Genomic DNA, 18,781 nt, shown 5'->3' with positions numbered 1-18,781 from the left:
CTTACGGGGAGTTTTACATAATCCCCATTCCACGAATATCAATGTGAAATGGAGCATCCACTGAGAAATGTCTATCTCAAACAGCATGATGTGCAAAAAAAAATGCATTTGTTTGGAGCATTCTATTTTGCGTGAGGAGCTCATTCCCCTATAAAAAAGCAAACGCATAAATTGACTGCACAATAACACGTTTCTCTCTATCAAGAGGTTCGCCAATAGAAAGTAGTATTAATAATACATCTTTGTCTATCCTGCTTTATATTTTCTCTCATAAACCTCTAAAAAAAACACTTTCTCGCGTAACACAACTTATCGTGCATTTTAGAAGCATTTTTATTCCCTTTATTAAAGAAAATAAAAGAATATATAAAAATTTATTTCAGTAATAACGATACAACAAAAAATATTAACCCATTACATCCTTTTTGCTATTGCGGCCTGAGCTGCTGCTAAACGAGCAATTGGCACTCGAAAAGGAGAACACGAAACATAATCTAGGTTATTTTCTTCGCATAAAGCAATAGAGGCAGGATCGCCTCCATGTTCACCGCAAATTCCCAATTTTATTTTTGCACACTTTGAGCGTCCACGCTGTGCAGCAATGGTAATAAGTTCCCCTACTCCATCACGATCAATAGACACAAAAGGATCTTGCTCTAAAAGACCTTTTTGAAAATAGGTTGCCAAAAAAGGAGCTGCATCATCACGGGAAATCCCAAAAGTAGTTTGTGTCAAATCGTTTGTTCCAAATGAAAAAAATTCAGCAGTTTCAGCAATTTCATCTGCTCGAAGCGCCGCTCTTGGAAGTTCAATCATCGTCCCAACCATATATTGAATAGTGCTTCCCTTTTCTTTCATCACTTCCTCAGCAACCTGATCAATACGCGCTTTCACAAAATCGAGTTCAGATTTAAGCGCAACCAGTGGCACCATAATTTCAAGCATAACAGGAGATCCAGATTTTTGGGCAGCTTCTGCTGCTGCTTCAAAAATCGCCCGCGCTTGCATTTCTGCAATTTCAGGATAAGTAATAGCTAAACGGCATCCTCGTAATCCAAGCATAGGATTAAATTCGTGCAACTGCTGAGTGCGTTCAGCAAGCACTTCAGCAGAAACCCCCATAGCTGTTGCAACATCAAGAATTTCTGCTTTCGTTTTAGGCAAAAATTCATGTAATGGTGGATCTAGCAAGCGGATAGTAACAGGTAAACCACACATAATTTCAAATAATTCACTAAAATCTGAACGCTGCATTGGCAAAAGCTTATCTAGTGCTTTACGACGACCACTTTCATCATGACTTAAAATCATTTCACGCATGGCAACGATACGTTCATCAGAAAAAAACATATGCTCCGTACGGCAAAGACCTATACCTTCAGCCCCAAAAGAGCGTCCCATACGGGCATCAGATGGTGTATCAGCATTAGCGCGAACTCTTATACGTCGCATCCCATCAGCCCATTCCATTAATTTTGCAAAGTCTCCGCAAAGCTGAGGCTGCAACATTGCAACTTTCCCTTTGAAAATTTCTCCACTTCCACCATCAATTGTGATAACATCACCTTTTTTTAGGCTTTCTCCTGAGGCAAACAACGTATTTGTGTTATAATCAATCCGCACACTGCCAGCACCAGAAATACATGGTTTTCCCATCCCCCGCGCAACAACAGCAGCGTGACTTGTCATACCGCCACGCGTTGTTAAAATTCCTTCTGCAGCATGCATACCATGAATATCTTCTGGGCTTGTTTCTACCCGGACCAAAATAACTTTGCGACCTTCCGCCGACACAGTTTCTGCCTCTTCTGAAGTAAAAACAATTTCACCAGTTGCGGCTCCAGGAGAAGCAGGTAAACCACGTCCTATAACAAAACGTTCTGCTTTGGGATCAAGTGTTGGATGCAAAAGTTGGTCAAGCGACTTTGCATCAATACGCATCACAGCCTCTTCACGGTTTATTAACCCCTCCTCAACCATTTCAATTGCCATCTTGAGAGCCGCACGAGCCGTGCGTTTTCCTGAACGAGTCTGAAGCATCCATAATTTACCTTTTTCAATGGTAAATTCGAGATCTTGCATATCCCGATAATGCTGCTCAAGATTCTGCGCAATCTGACATAATTTCAAAAAAGCCTCAGGCATAATTTTTTCTAACGACGGTCTATTTGAACCAGAAACAATACGCGCATTTTCTGTAATATTTTGAGGCGTTCGAATGCCCGCCACAACATCTTCCCCTTGCGCATTAACTAAAAACTCACCATAAAGTTCTTTTTTCCCTGTCGATGGATTGCGTGTAAAAGCAACGCCCGTTGCCGAATCTTCTCCCATGTTACCAAAAACCATAGCTTGCACATTAACTGCCGTTCCCCAACTTTCAGGAATGCTATGTAAACGGCGATAAGTAACTGCACGTGCTGTCATCCAACTTGAAAAAACGGCTCCAATCGCCCCCCATAACTGTTGTTCAGGATCTTGTGGAAAAGGGGTTCCTAATTTTTCTTCAACATAGGCTTTATAAGAAATAATAACATTCTTCCAATCATCTGCTGTCATTTCTGTATCAATAGTGTAACCATTGCATGCTTTTACTTCATCAAGAATCTCTTCAAAATACGAATGGTCTAGCCCCAAAACAACGTTAGAATACATTTGGATAAAACGCCGATAACTATCATAAGCAAAACGTTCATTATTGGCTTGTAAAGCAATTGCTTTTACAGTTTTATCATTCATGCCAAGGTTCAGCACTGTATCCATCATCCCTGGCATAGAAGCCCTAGCCCCTGAACGAACAGACAGCAAAAGTGGTCTTTGTTCATTCCCAAATTCACGTCCTGTTTGTTCAGCAACGTATCTTAGTGCTTGCTTAACAGATTCCTGTAGCTCTTCTGGATATGATTTGTCATGGGCATAATAAAAATTACAAACTTCTGTTGTCAGCGTAAATCCGGGTGGTACGGGCAAACCAAGATTACTCATTTCTGCCAAATTAGCCCCTTTACCTCCGAGAAGGTTACGCTCACTTGCACTTCCTTCTGCCTTTCCATCTCCAAAACTATAAACCCATTTTTTCACTGTACAAATCCTCCCATATCAGCTTCAAAACATCATTCAACCCAGGCTCACTTAAAAGCAATGATTTGATTCAAAATTGGCTCAACGATATCGCTTCATAAATGCATAATATTAATCCTTCCAAAAGAGATAATGACCAAAAATCACTATCCATCTTCTGGAAGATTAAGATTCAGTTTTTTAGAAAACTATCAATCACCGAAAAAAATTCTTCTACTTTCATGGCACCTTCATATTTACTACCATTAATAAAGAAAGTAGGTGTTGCTGTGACACCAAGCTCTTTACCGCGTTCAAAAGATGCATTTACTTCATCTAAAATGGACTGATTTTTCAAACACGCAGTAAAACTTTCATCTGTAAAACCAGCCATTAAGCCAATTTTCTTCAATGGTGTTAGAGCATTTTTTCCGAAAGCCCATTCATTTTGTTTTTGAAATAAAACTTCTATCAAAGGAAAATAGCGATCTTCCGGTGCACACCGTGCCAACATAAAACCTGCTGTTGCCCGAGGATCAAAAGCATATTCTCGGAAAATAAGTTTTACTTTTCCTGTTTTGATATATTTTTTACGAATTTGGGGAAGTATATCATTATAAAAATGCGCACAATGGGTACATGTCAACGAAGCATACTCAACAATGACGACTGGTGCATCCGCCTCTCCCTCAAAGCGATCCTTTACTTTACCCGATTGAAGAAGCTCTGCCATATCAACAGTTGCCACTGATTTGGGATCACGCGCTAAAGCAACTGTTACACTGTTTTGTACAATCGTTATGAAGAGAAAAATTATCCCGAAAGATAAAAAAGAACGATATTTTACCATAAATAATACTTTTCTGTTGTTATTAACGAATAGGAATCCAATGCTTTCTCATATATTAAAGAAAAATATATAAAATATCTTTCTATTTATTATTTTTTTCCAAAAAAATGCAACAGCCAAGTTGATAAAGTGCTTGGTGCAAACTTTTATCTTCAATTCCTTCAAGCATTTTTTCCACGCATTTTTTGTCTTGTTCACTCAAAGGCGGTTTTAGAGGCAAGTGATTCATAAAAACCGACATACTCCTTTGCTCAATCTTGATGCGATCAATAGCAATATAGCCAAAAAATCCGTTAATTCTATGAAGTAATTCCTCTGTTTCATGCATCAATTTTAACGCAGCAAATCCTTCACATGCGACAACAAGTGTTGCTGGCTGAAAAACTTCATCTTGATCTGCACGACGTTTCCAAATAATTTTAAGCGGCATTGTATGTTCACTGATATCATAGCCCGCAATTTGTGGCCAATGTTCTATAAGCGCTACATTAAGCCCTGTCCGTTTGCGTAAAACTGGATCAAGTATTTTGTATACCGTCTCAGAAAGAGAATAAAAGATACGTTTTTTAAGTTGTTTTCTCATTTTTAGATCATTGTTCAACCGCTTACTAAATTAAAATCATTTGTTTCATCTAAAAATTGTTGCCTCCTCAATTTATGAAATATCAACAAAATAAATAATTTTTTCTTTTGCATTTTATATCTCCCTATGCTTGAAAGCAATCATGTATGAAATTTCTTCGCACCTCCTTGCTTGGTACGATCAAAATCACAGACATCTTCCGTGGCGGATTACCCCAGAAAAGCAAAAACAAGGTATCCGTCCTGATCCTTATCAAGTTTGGCTTTCTGAAATCATGCTTCAACAAACAACCGTTGAAACAGTTAAGCCTTATTTTAAAAAGTTTCTAAAACTATGGCCTGATCTTTCCTCTTTAGCAAAAGCCTCACAAGATGATATCATGAAAGCATGGGCTGGACTTGGTTATTATTCACGCGCACGTAATCTTAAAAAATGTGCGCGACAGCTTGTTGAAAACTACGCGGGACAATTTCCACAATCTGTAAAAGAATTGCGAACTCTAGCCGGTATTGGAGATTATACTGCCGCAGCCATTGCTGCGATTGCTTTTAACCACCCTGTAGCAGTGGTTGATGGTAATGTCGAACGTGTGGTAGCGCGACTTTTTGCTATCACTTCAATATTGCAAAAAGCAAAAGTTGAAATTAAAGAAAAAACACAAAAAATTACTGCTTTAAATCGTCCTGGTGACTTTGCTCAAGCAATGATGGATTTGGGAGCAACAATTTGTACTCCACGCAAACCATCTTGTTATACCTGCCCTCTTCAATGTTTATGCAAAGCAGAAAAGATGCAACAAACGGAGTCTTTTCCAGTTAAAGCCCCTAAAAAAGAACGCCCTTCAAAAACAGGTATTGCTTTTGTGGTCCTTAATAAAAAGAAACAAATTTATTTGGAAAAACGACAGACGCAAAAGCTCCTTGGTGGAATGACCCAAATTCCTAACAATATTGGCATAAACAACGAAAATGGGCTCCAAAATGCACCCTTTACTGCCAATTGGCAATTCAAAGGACAAATTACGCATGTTTTTACTCACTTTTCTCTAAAACTCGATGTTTACTATACTGAGAATGTTCATGAAATGAATTATGAAAATGGTTGGTGGTGTAACATTCAACATCTTGCCGAAGAAGCACTACCTACTGTTATGAAAAAAGCCATTTCCGTAGCACTTCCCAATTCTTTCAGATTTAAATAACCTTCCCTATTCATAAAAATGTTTTCTAATGGAGACTTTTGTATCTCTAGCGATCATTTATTAATCTGTAAAAGAAAAATTTTAAAAAATGAAATAACCAATTTTTTCTACAGACAAAAATTAAGGAGGGATAGAAACGCTTAGAAGCTTTAGATTTAAATTTCAGGATCTATCCTTTTTTGCTTATGAAGGAGCAAGTCAGCACCATCATTATATTTACCAGCCTCCTACAACAACCCTTGGCACTTGAAACGGTTCATAAAAGGTACTTTTTAATTCTTTCTTTAATAATTTTATTCACACGCCACCCCCGCTTATGACATGCAAGCAAGTAAATTTTATTGATTCAATATGAAACAGGTCTGAAATAAGAAAATTTGACGATATTCGGGGAGGACGTCAATATGAATAACGCTAAATTAGCTTGATAAACCAATACATCTTACGCACTTTACAGATGTACGTATTCAAAAACGCACTTAATTTTGAACTTCTGAATGAACCTTTTAATTCTGATATTTCATTTTTATAAGCTTATATTGAAATTTTACTGTTTTGGAACTAAAATCAGAACATAGAGTGAAAATTTCTCATTTTAATTTCTTCTAAAAGAAGCATAAAAATACTCGCTTGCCGCTTATAAGCGGATTAGTGTTTTAATAAAAAACATCTAAGAAAGGCAAAAACACCCTCCCGTCCATCTCAATCAAGATCAGGTACATTGATGATCACTCTAGAATGAAGCGATCAGCTTAGTTCATAAAACACCCGTTTTTAACATTTGTGAACGTATGATCATTCTTAAATGATCTATGGACTTCAACCGTCCATTTTCCTCATAATACCAAAAGGTCCAACCATTACAACTCTGCGAATCTTGAGCCTTTCTTCCCATTGCGTGAATTGAGCCCGCTTCACCACCATGCATAATCGTACCATCAGCTCTTACAATAGCAGATACTTGCTTCTTACGATCATACAGAACTTCTCCAGGATAGAGTAAACCTGCTTCAAGCAAACTGTTGAATGCTACGCGTGGTTCTGCTTTTTTTCTATCCAAAATCGCTAGTTCTGGTTGCGCTAAAGGTTGAACCGCTGCAATTCTCTCACATGCTGCATCGATGTAATCTTGCTCGCGTTCAATCCCAACAAAATCACGCCCTAAAAGCTTGGCAACAGCACCTGTTGTTCCCGAACCAAAAAACGGATCGAGAATAACATCTCCAGGTTTACTAGAAGCCATAATAATACGCGCTAATAACGCTTGCGGTTTTTGTGTTGGATGTAATTTACGCCCTGAATCATCCTTTAAACGTTCAGCTCCAGTGCAGAGAGGGAAAAGCCAATCTGAACGCATTTGTAGATCTTCATTTGCCGCTTTTAAGGCATCATAATTAAATGTGTACTTTTTATCTTTTTGATCTCGCACAGCCCAAATAAGCGTCTCATGAGCATTTTGAAAACGGCGCCCTCGAAAATTAGGCATCGGATTATTCTTGCGCCAAATAATATCATTAAGCATCCAAAAACCTAAATCTTGTAATGCCGTCCCAACTCGAAAAATATTATGGTAAGATCCGATAACCCAAAGTGTTCCGTTGGGTTTTAATACACGACGACAAGCAAGCAACCATGCACGAGTAAAAGCATCATAAGCAGCAAAACTCTCAAACTGATCCCATGCATCATCAACCGCATCAACAAGCGAATGATCTGGACGATATAAAGCTCCGTCCAATTGCAAATTATAGGGTGGATCCGCAAAAATCATATCAACGGAATGTTTTGGAAGTTTTTCTAGAACGGAAACACAATCTCCTTTAAAAATTTTATTGCGCCATGGCATCTGTGAGGGAGTACGAAGAAAATCTTTTTGAAGCTGAATAACTGTCATGAAAAACCCAACAAAATTAACTGAATTTGCCCTATAATCAACCAAAATAGTTTATAGGCCCGCATTACCAATCCATATTTACAAAATAGCGTAAACGTATCGTTAAAGTTCTACAAAATTGATAATTGTTTTTGTTTTTTTAAGTAAAAAAACTTTCATATGAATGAAACCTTATTTTTCTTTTTTTCAATGTACTGTTCCCATATCTTTTATTTCGTAAAAGAATTAAGAATCATTTTCAAAGCGTATTTTTATGAAATAAGATCCTCTCAATATCGTTTTCATGAAAGTTGTCCATCTCGTAACATGTAAAGGAATATCTTATGCCTCAGATAGATCTTATTATTTTTGATTGTGACGGAGTTCTCGTCGACTCTGAATATCTTGCAGCAAAAATTGGATCTCAATTGCTCAAACAAACAGGATATGAAATATCACCCGAAGAATTGAGTGAGCGTTTTGCAGGGCTTATTTTTCGCGATATTCTTAAACACGTTGAACAGGAAACAGAAAAACCAATTTCCGCTCATCTCATAGATCAGATGACTAATATTTTTCGTACACAAATAAAAACTAAATTACGGGCTATTGATGATGTAAGAGAAGCCATAGAAATTATTCAAACACGCTATCCCTACTGTATCTGCTCTAATGCAAAAAGCGTAGATATAAAAGAGATGCTCACCACGGTTGATCTCTATGACCTTTTTGAAGGTAAAATATTTTCAGCACCTGAAGTTGGAACAAAAAGAACGAAACCGGCCCCTGATGTTTTCCTTTTTGCCGCACAACAATTACAGGCAGAGCCCCAAAACACTATCGTTATAGAAGATTCCCTTCATGGTGTACACGCAGCCACAGCAGCAGGCATGCGTGTCATCGGCTTTACGGGAGGATCACATAGCTATCTTGGCCACTCTAATGCACTTGCAGAAGCTGGTGCAGAAACAGTTATCGCAAAACATGCTCATTTAGGAGAAGTCTTAGAAGCAATGGCAGTATGGAGGGATCTATTATAAAAAATCTCTTGAATATATTAGTTTGTAAACTCTTATGTAAGAAGCATTTTTACTCAAATGCCCTTCTCTTCTCGTTGCTTCTTTTATAATAACTTCAATAAATGCGTAATTCACGATACGGGTGAATTGCATTTCAATGTGAAGGAAAAAATATAGCACCTCGTTGAGCAATCAATAAGTCAGTTAACCATTGCACGCGCTTTAAAAAAGCAAACAACAGGGAGGAAAACTCATAAAAATCAAACCCTGCTTATCTATCTCAAATCCGATATCTCACTCCCAACCTCAGCAGCCCATCCTGATAAGTTATTATATTTTTCAAAAAAGGAATATGACGATGCCCTGCTCGATAAGATGTGAAAATTGCTAGCCTCTTCCATCTGATCAAAAAAATCACACACTATGGTAAAATTTTAGAGTATGTGCGTATTGGTCATGGAAAGCATATTAAAATTCGCGGAATCTATGGAATACAAGAGTTTATTGAAAACAACAAAAGCGTCCTTGTTGAGTTAGAAGAACTTATATTTACTCAATCCAAATCTCATAAACTTGTTGAAGGCTTATTTACTTTGCTGCTTAAACAGTATTTTAACAGCTTCAATCGGTACAACCTCCCTAAGATTACAAAAAACAAAAAGAATACATTCTTATAAAGATTTGCATTTTATAAAAAACATTTCATACCAAGTAATTTACAGACAATATATTGATTTATAATCATAATTTATCATTATTCAAATTAAGCAAAAAAAACGAATATTGTAAGATTCTCTCATTTCAAATCTGGATATGCTGAATTAAATAAATAAAGAAATAAAAATGCCTTTTAATGAATCATCTCAAAAGGCAAAAATTATAGCAACATTAGGAGCGAGAAAAGTGTATGGCAATGCCATCTTTCTTCTTTATAAACGTCAAAAATTCTGATGCCCTAAGAATTTTATATTATGGGGGCTTTATCATCATATCTATCATTGCAAAATAGGCTTGAGTAACTTGAGAACGGTTTCTTTAAAAAAGCACATAAATATGAAACATATAATCATGTTAAACAAGCGACAGAGATACCAATAGTTGCTTAAAATTTTCCGAAAGCACTTAATAGCCTTTTTAAATAAGCAATGAAATCAGATCTTTTCAAAAGTAATCCACTTTCTAAAAATAAAAGCGGCTTTTCAGTTTGGAAAAAAGAAAGTGTTGAAAATATTATCTAATGCTGATCTTTCGGCACTCATAAATATGTCTAAATTATATTCTTCTATACACCGCCTTCCATCATAGTAATATGCTGTTCACATTGGCGAGAAAAAGATAATATCATTTATCTCTATCCAATTCGAGCTCTACTTTATACTATGAGAAAATTGTACATTTTTTAGTATCTATAACATATTATTATCTATAAGATAAATGTATATATTTAATAGTAAATTAAGAATTATTATTCTGCTATCACGATGCACTTAAATAACCATTGAATAATAACTTAAATAATATCTATATAACACACATTATACAATAATGACTATCTATAATAAATACTATAAATAATAAAATTTTATCGTATCCTTTCATATTTTAATTGTTAATAATATTTTTATAACTACATCATAATTTTCATGTTTTCTATTATACTATCGATAATAAATAAATTTTTATATATTTAATATGTAAAAATTTTGATCACTTTTATTATCTATAAATGTATTTAAAAAATATATTAATATCGTTTTATAAAAATTATACGATAACCATATGTTGTTTTATATATAACACATAATAAAATATTGTATAAAGTTTTTAAAAAATATAATTTGTAATTATTACTGTTACTTTTTTACAATAACGTTTATAAAAATTATAGTTATATTTTTATATGTATTTTTATTATTGACTAAAAATACATATTGAACTATATGGCTTGTATATAGTGTGATATACATAAACATTATGTATATTTATTACATATATAACTTAAAAATATTTGAGGTAAATTTATGGTAAAAATATTTAAAAATTATATTTTAAGCATTTTTATAGCGAGCACTTTTTTTATTTCACAAACTGTAAATGTTAATGCAAACTATTTGAAAAACGATACTCCAAAAGAGGAACTTTCTGTTTTCCCAATGGAACAAGTAAAATATGCGAAATCCGATGTAGTTTCTACGACTGCTTTCTATGCTCCGTCTGTAAATTATCAAACAGAACATGGAACAATAGGTGAAGGAAAATTTGAAAAGGTCGTTGGGCCTATGACTATAGGAATGGGACTATTGTACGCTGGATATGCACTGAGTTTTATAGGATCGATAATAAGTTGGATAAAGGACATAGTATTGATGTTCAAATAATTCAACCTCGTCTATAACTCTAGAATAATAGCTTCATTATGAGTCAATAATTAATTGTAAATAATTACATAATGAAGCTTATTTTTCCATGAAATATAAATTTCGTAGATTACATCCAAATATCCAAAGTATAAATTTACGCATATGTATTGAATATTATAAATATTTGAGGTAAATTATGATTAAATTATTTAAAAATCATATATTAAGTATTTTCATTATGTCTGCCTTTTCTCTTTCTCAGGTTGTAAATGTGCATGCAAACTCTTTACAAAATAGTACTCATCGTGAGAATATTTTTGTTTCTGCAATAGAGCAGAAAAGAAAGGATGTAGTCCATACTGTTTCTCTCTATAGACCTAGTCTAAATCGTGGAGTGGGTAATGAAGCTACTATTGAAGGAAAATTTGAAAAGGTTGTTGAACCTCTTACACTCGGGGCTTTTGGTATGGGGATGGCACTTGGATATGCATCAAGTACGATAGGCATGTTTTTAGGATGGATAATAAGTAAAATAATATTGTATTTTAAATCTCGTTAAAATTGAAATTTCATCAGAATAAGACCTTCTCATATGAAATATAAACTATGAACATATTCTGTGTTTATCCATTGTTGATGACAAAAACTAATGAATTACCACACTAAGAGTGAAAAAAGCTTTAAATGCTTCTGTTTCTCTCAATGTGCACTAATTCTGCCGATGCATCTATTCAATTCAGATTAAAATAAAAGTATTGGTGGTAAACTATGATTAAAGTATTGAAAACTTACGTATTAAATATTTTTATAGCAGTTGCTTTTTTGCTTTCACAAGTTATAAATGTTCATGCCAATCATTTGAAAAATGATACTCAATGGGAAACTGTCTCTCTAATAGAACAAGGAAAGAAAAAAACTATCGATATAGCTGCTCTTTATGTCCCAAGTTTCACTCATAGAGCAAAAAGTGAATCTGCCTTTGAAGGAAAATTTGAGAAAGTATTTGAACCCATTACGCTAGGAGTTTTTTCTACAATGGGAGCTTTGGGTTTTGGATTTTTAACCGGATCTGTTATGGCCATATTTAGTGCGATAATCGGATGGGCAATAGGAAAAATTAAAGGCAAATAATTCAAAGATACTTAGTTATTTTTTTCTATTTAAAATGAAAATACTTTACAGCCTGCTTCCCATCATTTAGCAGGCTGTTGTATGTTTTCTATGGATAAACTTTAGGTTACCATACTGTATAGCACAAATATAATATCTATTATTATACAAAGTGATAAATTAAGCTAAAAAAGCTTATTCAAAGTATAGATTTGCGCACGAAATGCCATAAATTTACCTTATAAATCTTCCAATGTGAGTTCTGAGGTGTATCATTTTAACATTCAGTTCAGCAGATTTAATTGTTACAAAGTATTAAGAGCATAAAATAACTATAAATGATTGAGTTTTATACAAAAGTTCTTCAGTAAATGCCATTCTATCTATTTAATTGTATTATTTAAGAAGGTGTACAAATGAAGATACGTTGTAAAATTTAAGTGAATGAATAATAGAGAGAAAATTTTCGACTGTAAAAGATTTTCTGTGAACATTTGGCGTTTATATCTCAAAAATAAAAATGCTTAAGGCTATTTCCTTTCATTATTGAGTTAAAAAGAAGAAAAGAAGCTCTATCCATTTAATAATTTAAATATTATGAAAAACGTGAAATAAATAACTTCACCAATTTGCCAGAAATAAAAAAAGGATAAGACTTATGGAATATATCAGCACGAGAGGTGAAGCTCCTGCTTTAAGCTTTACGGAAACAATCATGACAGGGTTGGCGAGTGATGGTGGGCTTTATCTTCCAGATAAATTTCCGCAATTATCATTTGATGCGTTACGAGCACTTCGTGGTCAGTCCTATACAACAATTGCTAAAACTATTCTGTGGCCCTTTGTGAATAACGAAATCGAATATACAGCTTTTGAAAATATGATCGCTGAATCTTATGCAACCTTTCACCATCCAGCAATCTGTCCGTTACGACAAACTGGAGCAGATGAATTTATCCTTGAACTCTTTCATGGTCCTACTTTAGCTTTTAAAGATGTAGCAATGCAGTTTCTTTCTCGACTGATGGATTATGTTTTGACTAAAAAAAATAGATGTGCAACGATTATTGCTGCAACATCAGGTGATACAGGAGGAGCTGCGATACAAGCTTTTGCTGGAAAAGAACACTCAGATATTTTTATTTTATTTCCTAAAGGACGTGTATCACCTGTTCAACAACGGCAAATGACAACCAATCAATGTTCCAATGTTCATCCCATTGCCATTGAAGGAAATTTTGATGATTGCCAAGCTCTTGTCAAAGCAATGTTTAATGATCATAATTTTCGTAAAAAAACAGCGCTTTCAGGTGTTAATTCTATAAATTGGGCGCGTATCATGGCGCAAATTGTTTACTATTTTTCATCTGCACTTTCTTTAGGAGCACCTGATAGAGCTGTTTCATTCACTGTTCCTACTGGAAATTTTGGTGATATTTTTGCAGGTTATGTCGCAGCCCGTATGGGATTACCCATTGCTCAACTGGTCATCGCAACGAATGATAACGACATCCTTGTACGTACATTGACCAGTGGTACTTACGAAACAAAACCAATAGTCCATACAACATCACCTTCTATGGATATTCAGGTCTCTTCTAATTTTGAACGTTTGCTCTTTGAAAGTGGCAATCGTGATCCAATGTGGATTCGCAATGCAATGGAAAACTTGAAAAAAACGGGTCTCTTTACTCTTGATGAAAAGCAACTCAAAAATATTCGTTCGCTATTTTCCGCTGGGAAAAGCAACATGGCTGCAACAGCTCAAAAAATTGATAGTGTCTATAAGGAAAGTGGCTATCTTGTTGATCCACATACAGCGGTCGCTCTTCAAGTAGCGCGTGAAAACAAAAAACCGCATATTCCAATGATCGTTCTTGCCACGGCTCATCCAGCTAAATTTCCTGATACTATTAAAAGCGCTTGTGGCCTTCATGCTCCATGGCCATCTCATCTCAATGATGTAATGAAACACGAAGAACATTTTATAAATCTTGCTAATGATGAAAAAATAGTAAAAGATTATATTTCTTTAAAATCGCGTGCATCTTATTAAAGTTAGCTGCATTAATTTAAATCAAGAAGATTCTGATACCCTTACAATGAGGTATTTAGCTTATTTAATGGAGTTGTAAATACATGGATGTAGATATCTGTCGCCTAAATAATGGTTTGACTATCGCCACACATACAATGCAACAAATTGATAGTGTTGCCCTCGGAATATGGGTTAAAGTGGGCTCACGCAATGAAACCTCCACACAGCATGGTATTGCTCATCTTCTTGAGCATATGGCTTTTAAAGGAACCGAAAACCGTACTGCTTTTCAAATTGCAACCGATATTGAAGATGTTGGCGGTGAAATCAATGCTACAACCAGTATTGAAACAACAGCTTACTTTGCACGTGTACTTAAAAGCGATATCCCACTTGCTATAGACATTTTAGCCGATATTTTAATGCATTCAAAATTTGACGACGATGAACTAGAACGAGAAAAACAAGTAATCTTTCAGGAAATTGGTGCTGCCCATGACACTCCTGATGATATTGTTTTTGATCACTTTACAGAAACAGCCTTTCGTCATCAATCCCTTGGACGCTCTATTTTAGGAACAGCTAAAACTATTCAATCATTTACATCTACTGATCTCCATGATTTCATCAATAAACAATATAGTGCAGATCGTATGATTGTCGTTGCTGCAGGAGCTGTAAAGCACGAAAGTTTCTTGCGAGAAGTTGAAAGTCGTCTTGGTACTTTTCGCTCCCATTCAACCGCACCTCTTACTAATCTTGCAAATTATGTCGGTGGCGACTTTCGTGAATATCGCGATTTAATGGATACACAAGTTGTTCTAGGGTTTGAAGGGCGTGCTTATCACGCGCGTGATTTTTATGCGGCCCAAATTCTTTCAATCATTCTTGGTGGTGGTATGTCTTCACGTCTTTTTCAAGAGGTAAGAGAGAAACGTGGATTATGCTATTCTATTTATGCTTTTCATTGGGGATTTTCAGATACTGGGCTTTTTGGTGTTCACGCAGCTACCGGACAAGAAGGGCTCAAAGAACTTATTCCTGTGATTCTTGATGAACTTTCCAAGGTCAGCAAAAATATTCACGCCAACGAACTGCAACGAGCACAAACGCAATATCGTGCAAATCTGACAATGTCACAAGAAAATCCCTCTAGTCAAGCACATCTCATTGCTCGCCAAATACTCCTTTATGGTCGACCAATTCCAATATCGGAAACAATTGAACGCCTCAATCTCATCACTCCTAAAAGATTAACTGATTTAGCACATCGTCTTTTTACAAACTCCACTCCAACACTAACTGCTGTCGGACCTGTAGGCCCCCTCATAAATTTTGATGATTTAACGTCAACTCTTTCATACAAGCTAAAGTAAAAACTTCTTTTTAAAGCAGCATCACAATAACGTCACATATTTTATCATAAAATTTACCACAAAAGCTCTCCTCATTAAATAAGTTTTGGAAATATTGGGCAAAGAGGTGTACAAAACTACCCAATTCATACTTCATGTGATAAAGATTCTAATAAGTGAAGGTATATCCGTGAAATCTGAAAATTCATGGTTTAACTTTGCCCTTTTAAAATATAAAACTTCATTCGCTTCAGGTTCCATTGAAGCAAATGGGTGTGTGGTCTATTTGTATATAAAATCACATAACTTAAGAAAAAGTGATAACAATTTATTATGTAAATAAATTATAAAAGGTGGACGTTTTTTCTCAAAAGTCGAAATGAAAATTAAACATCCTAAAATATTGAGAGTGGGACATTGTGAAGAGTTTGCGTAAAATAATTGACATCATTTTCATTGTAGTCGTTAGTTCTCTTGTCCATCTTACATCAGCACAAGCAATTGAACCAGTTAAAATTTCTTCTCAAGATGCTGCTCTTGATCTCTCAAAAGCAATTGAAATTCACCATACAAACAACTCTATTTTTCAAACAAGTACAGCACCAGGACCAGATGGTATTGTATGGCGTATTGAAGTGCAGGCAAAAAATGAAAAATTTTCCGGAAATTGGGCAGTTTTTTCTCTTGCAAATCCAACAGATGAACAAGTTGATCGTCTCATCGTTGCCCCCCATTACCGCATGGCACGTTCTGGATTTTTTTGGCCAGACCTTGGATCATCAAGGATTCAATCCATAACGCCAAGCGAAGGTTTTTCCCTCGATCGTCAACTTAGTGCAAACTCTGATATCTTTCGTATTACCCTTAACCCTGGTGCTGTTATTACATTTGTGGCCGAACTTAACTCTGCAAATCTACCGCAAATCTATTTATGGCAACCTGAAGCTTATAAAGATGCAATTAATTCTTATACGCTTTATCATGGTATTCTTCTTGGGATATCAGGTCTCTTAGCGCTTTTGTTAACTGTTCTCTTCGTCGTCCGTGGAACAGGGCTGTTTCCTGCAACAGCGGCAGTTGCTTGGGCAGTGCTTTTTTATATTGGTATTGACTTCAACTTTTTAAATAAATTCTTTGCAGTTACACTCACAACCCAACCAATCTGGCGTGCTGGTACAGAAGTAGCACTTACTGCTACACTCTTCATTTTTCTTTTTACCTATCTCAGCCTTAACCGCTGGCATTATCATTTTAGTTACGGTGCTATCGCTTGGACCATTGCGTTTTGCAGTCTAGGAGCCTTTGCTATTTATGATCCCATCAGAGCAGCTGGAATTGCGCGTTTGTCTTTTGGCCTTACCGCTGTGCTTGGTATAATATTAATCATCTATTTCTCAATCAGAAGCTATGACCGCGCCATTATGCTTATTCCAACATGGTTGCTCGTTAGCTTTTGGTGCGTTGGAGCCTATGCCTGCATAGCTGGACATTTAAACAATGATATTATCCAGCCAGCATTAGCGGGGGGATTAGTGCTCATTGTTCTTCTCATAAGCTTTACTGTCCTGCAACAAACTTTTTCTAATGACGCTTTCCATGAAGGAATATTTTCCGACCTTGAACAACAAGTACTCGCAGCAAAGGGAGCTGGAAATATTATTTGGGATTGGAATATTGAGCGTGACCGTATTGTTGTACATCCAAACATGGCAACCCTTTTTGGTACTGAAATTCATAACCTCAATGGACCTATGCGCAACTGGATTTCAGCCTTGCACCATGATGATCGTGAACGCTTTCAAGCCGTATTGGATATCATTCTTAAAAATAAAAAAGGGCGCATTGATCAAATTTTTCGGCTTTCTTCCGGTGGTGGTTATTATCATTGGTTTTCTCTTCGTGCACGTCCGGCTATGCAAAAAGATGGAAAAATCACACGTGTTATTGGAACCATTGTCAATATTACTAACCATAAAAAATCCGAAGAACGCTTATTGCATGATGCAATCCACGACAGCTTAACTGGACTTCCTAACCAACAAATTTTCTTTGATAGACTACAAAATTATACCTCTTTAGCGAAAGCAAATATCAAAATTAGACCGACTGTCTTTATGATTGATTTTGACAATTTTCGCCAAATTAATCGCAAATTAGGCATAGCAGTTGGGGATACTGTACTGCTTATAATCGCACGTCGTTTAAATCGTCTCATTAACTTTCAAGACACCTTATCGCGTCTTTCAGCAGACCGCTTTGCAATTATTTTACTCAGTGAAACCGAACCACAAAAAATTGCAGCATTTGCAGATCATTTGCACAAAACAATTTCAGCACCTATTTCACTTTCAGAAAATAAAATAATCCTTTCAACCTCTATCGGATTGGTTACATGGAGTGAAAGCCGATCGACGGCTAAAGATATTTTTAATGATAGTGAGTTAGCGATGATTCGCGCAAAACAAATGGGTGGGAACCATATTGAACCTTTTCGTCCTAATTTTCGCACTTTGGGTCTCGAACATAATACTCTGGAGAAAGATGTTCATTATGCCATAAAACGTAATGAGATGAAAATCCTCTACCATCCTATTCTTAATTTATCAGACGGACATATTATTGGTTTTGAAACAATTGTAGAATGGCATCATCCCACTTATGGAAATTTAAATGTCTCTGATTTCATAAAAATCGTAGAAAATGAACAAATTGTTATGGATTTGTCACAATTTATCATCGATAATGCCATTATTGATCTTATAAATGTACAAGAAAAGTTTTCCCAACAATCTTTCTTTATTTCAATTAATTTACCAAGCGCAGAAATGATTCATCCTCGTTTTATCAGTCAATTGCGTGCCGCTTTGCTTCGCCATCCGCTCCACAAAGGGCGTCTGATGATTGAAATATCTGAATTTGTCTTAAGAAATAATCCTGAACAATCAGCGCACTTTCTTGAACAAATTAAAACACTTGGAATGAATCTCGCACTCGATAATTTTGGAACAGGTTATTCGTCTCTGACCTATCTCGTACGTTATCCATTTGATATGGTTAAACTTGATCATTCACTTATCTCAATCGACTCTCTTAAGAAGAAAATTGTTCTAAAGTCTATCATTAATATGGCAACAGATCTTAATTTGCAAATTATCGCAGAAGGTGTTGAAAATGAAAAAGAAGCAATCTTCCTCCGTCAAGAAGGCTGTAAATATGTTCAAAGTACACTTGTGACAAAACCGATTGCCATAGAAGAATTAATTACGCTCGTTCAGAGCCATTTCTCTTATAAAATAAAAACATAAGGGATAAAATAAAGTTAAAAAGCTTAG

At 35.6% G+C, this 18,781-nt stretch carries 12 protein-coding genes; 8 read left to right on the top strand and 4 right to left on the bottom strand.

The annotated features are described in order from the left end of the window. Nucleotides 1–414: 414 nt before the first annotated feature. From ppdK to ACFIJW_RS09490, 3 genes are all read right to left on the bottom strand, one after another. On the bottom strand, nucleotides 415–3,081 hold the full coding sequence (gene ppdK / locus ACFIJW_RS09500; RefSeq protein ID WP_375634250.1) for a pyruvate, phosphate dikinase: 2,667 nt from the start codon (nucleotides 3,079–3,081) through the stop codon (nucleotides 415–417). 172 nt (nucleotides 3,082–3,253) lie between these two features. Further along, nucleotides 3,254–3,910: a DsbA family protein gene (locus ACFIJW_RS09495; protein ID WP_375611143.1), complete on the bottom strand. Its 657-nt coding sequence runs from the start codon at nucleotides 3,908–3,910 to the stop codon at nucleotides 3,254–3,256. 82 nt (nucleotides 3,911–3,992) lie between these two features. Beyond that, entirely contained in the window at nucleotides 3,993–4,493 is a 501-nt protein-coding gene (locus ACFIJW_RS09490) for a DUF721 domain-containing protein (RefSeq protein WP_375631604.1), read from the bottom strand. 142 nt (nucleotides 4,494–4,635) lie between these two features. Here ACFIJW_RS09490 and mutY point away from each other — a divergent pair, with 142 nt between their 5' ends. Beyond that, a complete protein-coding gene (gene mutY, locus ACFIJW_RS09485; RefSeq protein WP_375634248.1) occupies nucleotides 4,636–5,694 on the top strand; it encodes an A/G-specific adenine glycosylase in 1,059 nt (352 codons plus the stop codon). A gap of 757 nt (nucleotides 5,695–6,451) precedes the next feature. Here mutY and ACFIJW_RS09480 read toward each other — a convergent pair. Next, nucleotides 6,452–7,540, bottom strand: coding sequence for a site-specific DNA-methyltransferase (locus ACFIJW_RS09480; RefSeq protein WP_375613050.1), 1,089 nt, complete (start codon nucleotides 7,538–7,540; stop codon nucleotides 6,452–6,454). 371 nt (nucleotides 7,541–7,911) lie between these two features. Here ACFIJW_RS09480 and ACFIJW_RS09475 point away from each other — a divergent pair, with 371 nt between their 5' ends. The 7 genes from ACFIJW_RS09475 to ACFIJW_RS09445 all read left to right on the top strand — a co-directional run bounded on the left by ACFIJW_RS09475 (nucleotide 7,912) and on the right by ACFIJW_RS09445 (nucleotide 18,754). After that, the gene (locus tag ACFIJW_RS09475) at nucleotides 7,912–8,607 is read left to right on the top strand and encodes an HAD family hydrolase (RefSeq protein WP_375634246.1); all 696 of its coding nucleotides are present in this window, start codon (nucleotides 7,912–7,914) and stop codon (nucleotides 8,605–8,607) included. Between the two features lie 2,000 nt (nucleotides 8,608–10,607). Continuing rightward, nucleotides 10,608–10,964 carry a hypothetical protein gene (locus ACFIJW_RS09470; RefSeq protein ID WP_375634244.1) on the top strand — a complete coding sequence of 119 codons (357 nt, stop codon included), beginning with the start codon at nucleotides 10,608–10,610 and terminating at the stop codon, nucleotides 10,962–10,964. 178 nt (nucleotides 10,965–11,142) lie between these two features. After that, a complete protein-coding gene (locus ACFIJW_RS09465) occupies nucleotides 11,143–11,505 on the top strand; it encodes a hypothetical protein (protein WP_375634242.1) in 363 nt (120 codons plus the stop codon). A 209-nt stretch (nucleotides 11,506–11,714) separates the two neighbouring features. Beyond that, nucleotides 11,715–12,077, top strand: coding sequence for a hypothetical protein (locus tag ACFIJW_RS09460; protein ID WP_375634240.1), 363 nt, complete (start codon nucleotides 11,715–11,717; stop codon nucleotides 12,075–12,077). Between the two features lie 637 nt (nucleotides 12,078–12,714). Further along, entirely contained in the window at nucleotides 12,715–14,112 is a 1,398-nt protein-coding gene (gene thrC, locus ACFIJW_RS09455) for a threonine synthase (protein ID WP_375634239.1), read from the top strand. A gap of 83 nt (nucleotides 14,113–14,195) precedes the next feature. Then, entirely contained in the window at nucleotides 14,196–15,470 is a 1,275-nt protein-coding gene (locus ACFIJW_RS09450) for a M16 family metallopeptidase (RefSeq protein WP_375618402.1), read from the top strand. Between the two features lie 398 nt (nucleotides 15,471–15,868). Next, nucleotides 15,869–18,754 (top strand): EAL domain-containing protein, encoded by a 2,886-nt coding sequence (locus ACFIJW_RS09445; RefSeq protein WP_375634237.1) that lies wholly within the window; start codon nucleotides 15,869–15,871, stop codon nucleotides 18,752–18,754. Nucleotides 18,755–18,781: the final 27 nt, after the last annotated feature.

Origin of the sequence: Bartonella sp. MM97QHHN (assembly GCF_042194285.1) — a bacterium.
GTDB lineage: Bacteria > Pseudomonadota > Alphaproteobacteria > Rhizobiales > Rhizobiaceae > Bartonella.
The sequence above is the reverse complement of the archived record's forward strand: the minus strand, read 5'-3'. Positions and strand labels throughout refer to the sequence as shown.

Excerpts from the sequence above, each read along its gene's own strand:
- ACFIJW_RS09495 (WP_375611143.1), bottom strand. The coding sequence starts at position 3,910 with ATGGTAAAATATCGTTCTTTTTTATCTTTCGGGATAATTTTTCTCTTC.
- ACFIJW_RS09490 (WP_375631604.1), bottom strand. The coding sequence starts at position 4,493 with ATGAGAAAACAACTTAAAAAACGTATCTTTTATTCTCTTTCTGAGACG.
- mutY (WP_375634248.1), top strand. The coding sequence starts at position 4,636 with ATGTATGAAATTTCTTCGCACCTCCTTGCTTGGTACGATCAAAATCAC.
- ACFIJW_RS09480 (WP_375613050.1), bottom strand. The coding sequence starts at position 7,540 with ATGCCATGGCGCAATAAAATTTTTAAAGGAGATTGTGTTTCCGTTCTA.
- ACFIJW_RS09475 (WP_375634246.1), top strand. The coding sequence starts at position 7,912 with ATGCCTCAGATAGATCTTATTATTTTTGATTGTGACGGAGTTCTCGTC.
- ACFIJW_RS09470 (WP_375634244.1), top strand. The coding sequence starts at position 10,608 with ATGGTAAAAATATTTAAAAATTATATTTTAAGCATTTTTATAGCGAGC.
- ACFIJW_RS09465 (WP_375634242.1), top strand. The coding sequence starts at position 11,143 with ATGATTAAATTATTTAAAAATCATATATTAAGTATTTTCATTATGTCT.
- ACFIJW_RS09460 (WP_375634240.1), top strand. The coding sequence starts at position 11,715 with ATGATTAAAGTATTGAAAACTTACGTATTAAATATTTTTATAGCAGTT.
- thrC (WP_375634239.1), top strand. The coding sequence starts at position 12,715 with ATGGAATATATCAGCACGAGAGGTGAAGCTCCTGCTTTAAGCTTTACG.
- ACFIJW_RS09450 (WP_375618402.1), top strand. The coding sequence starts at position 14,196 with ATGGATGTAGATATCTGTCGCCTAAATAATGGTTTGACTATCGCCACA.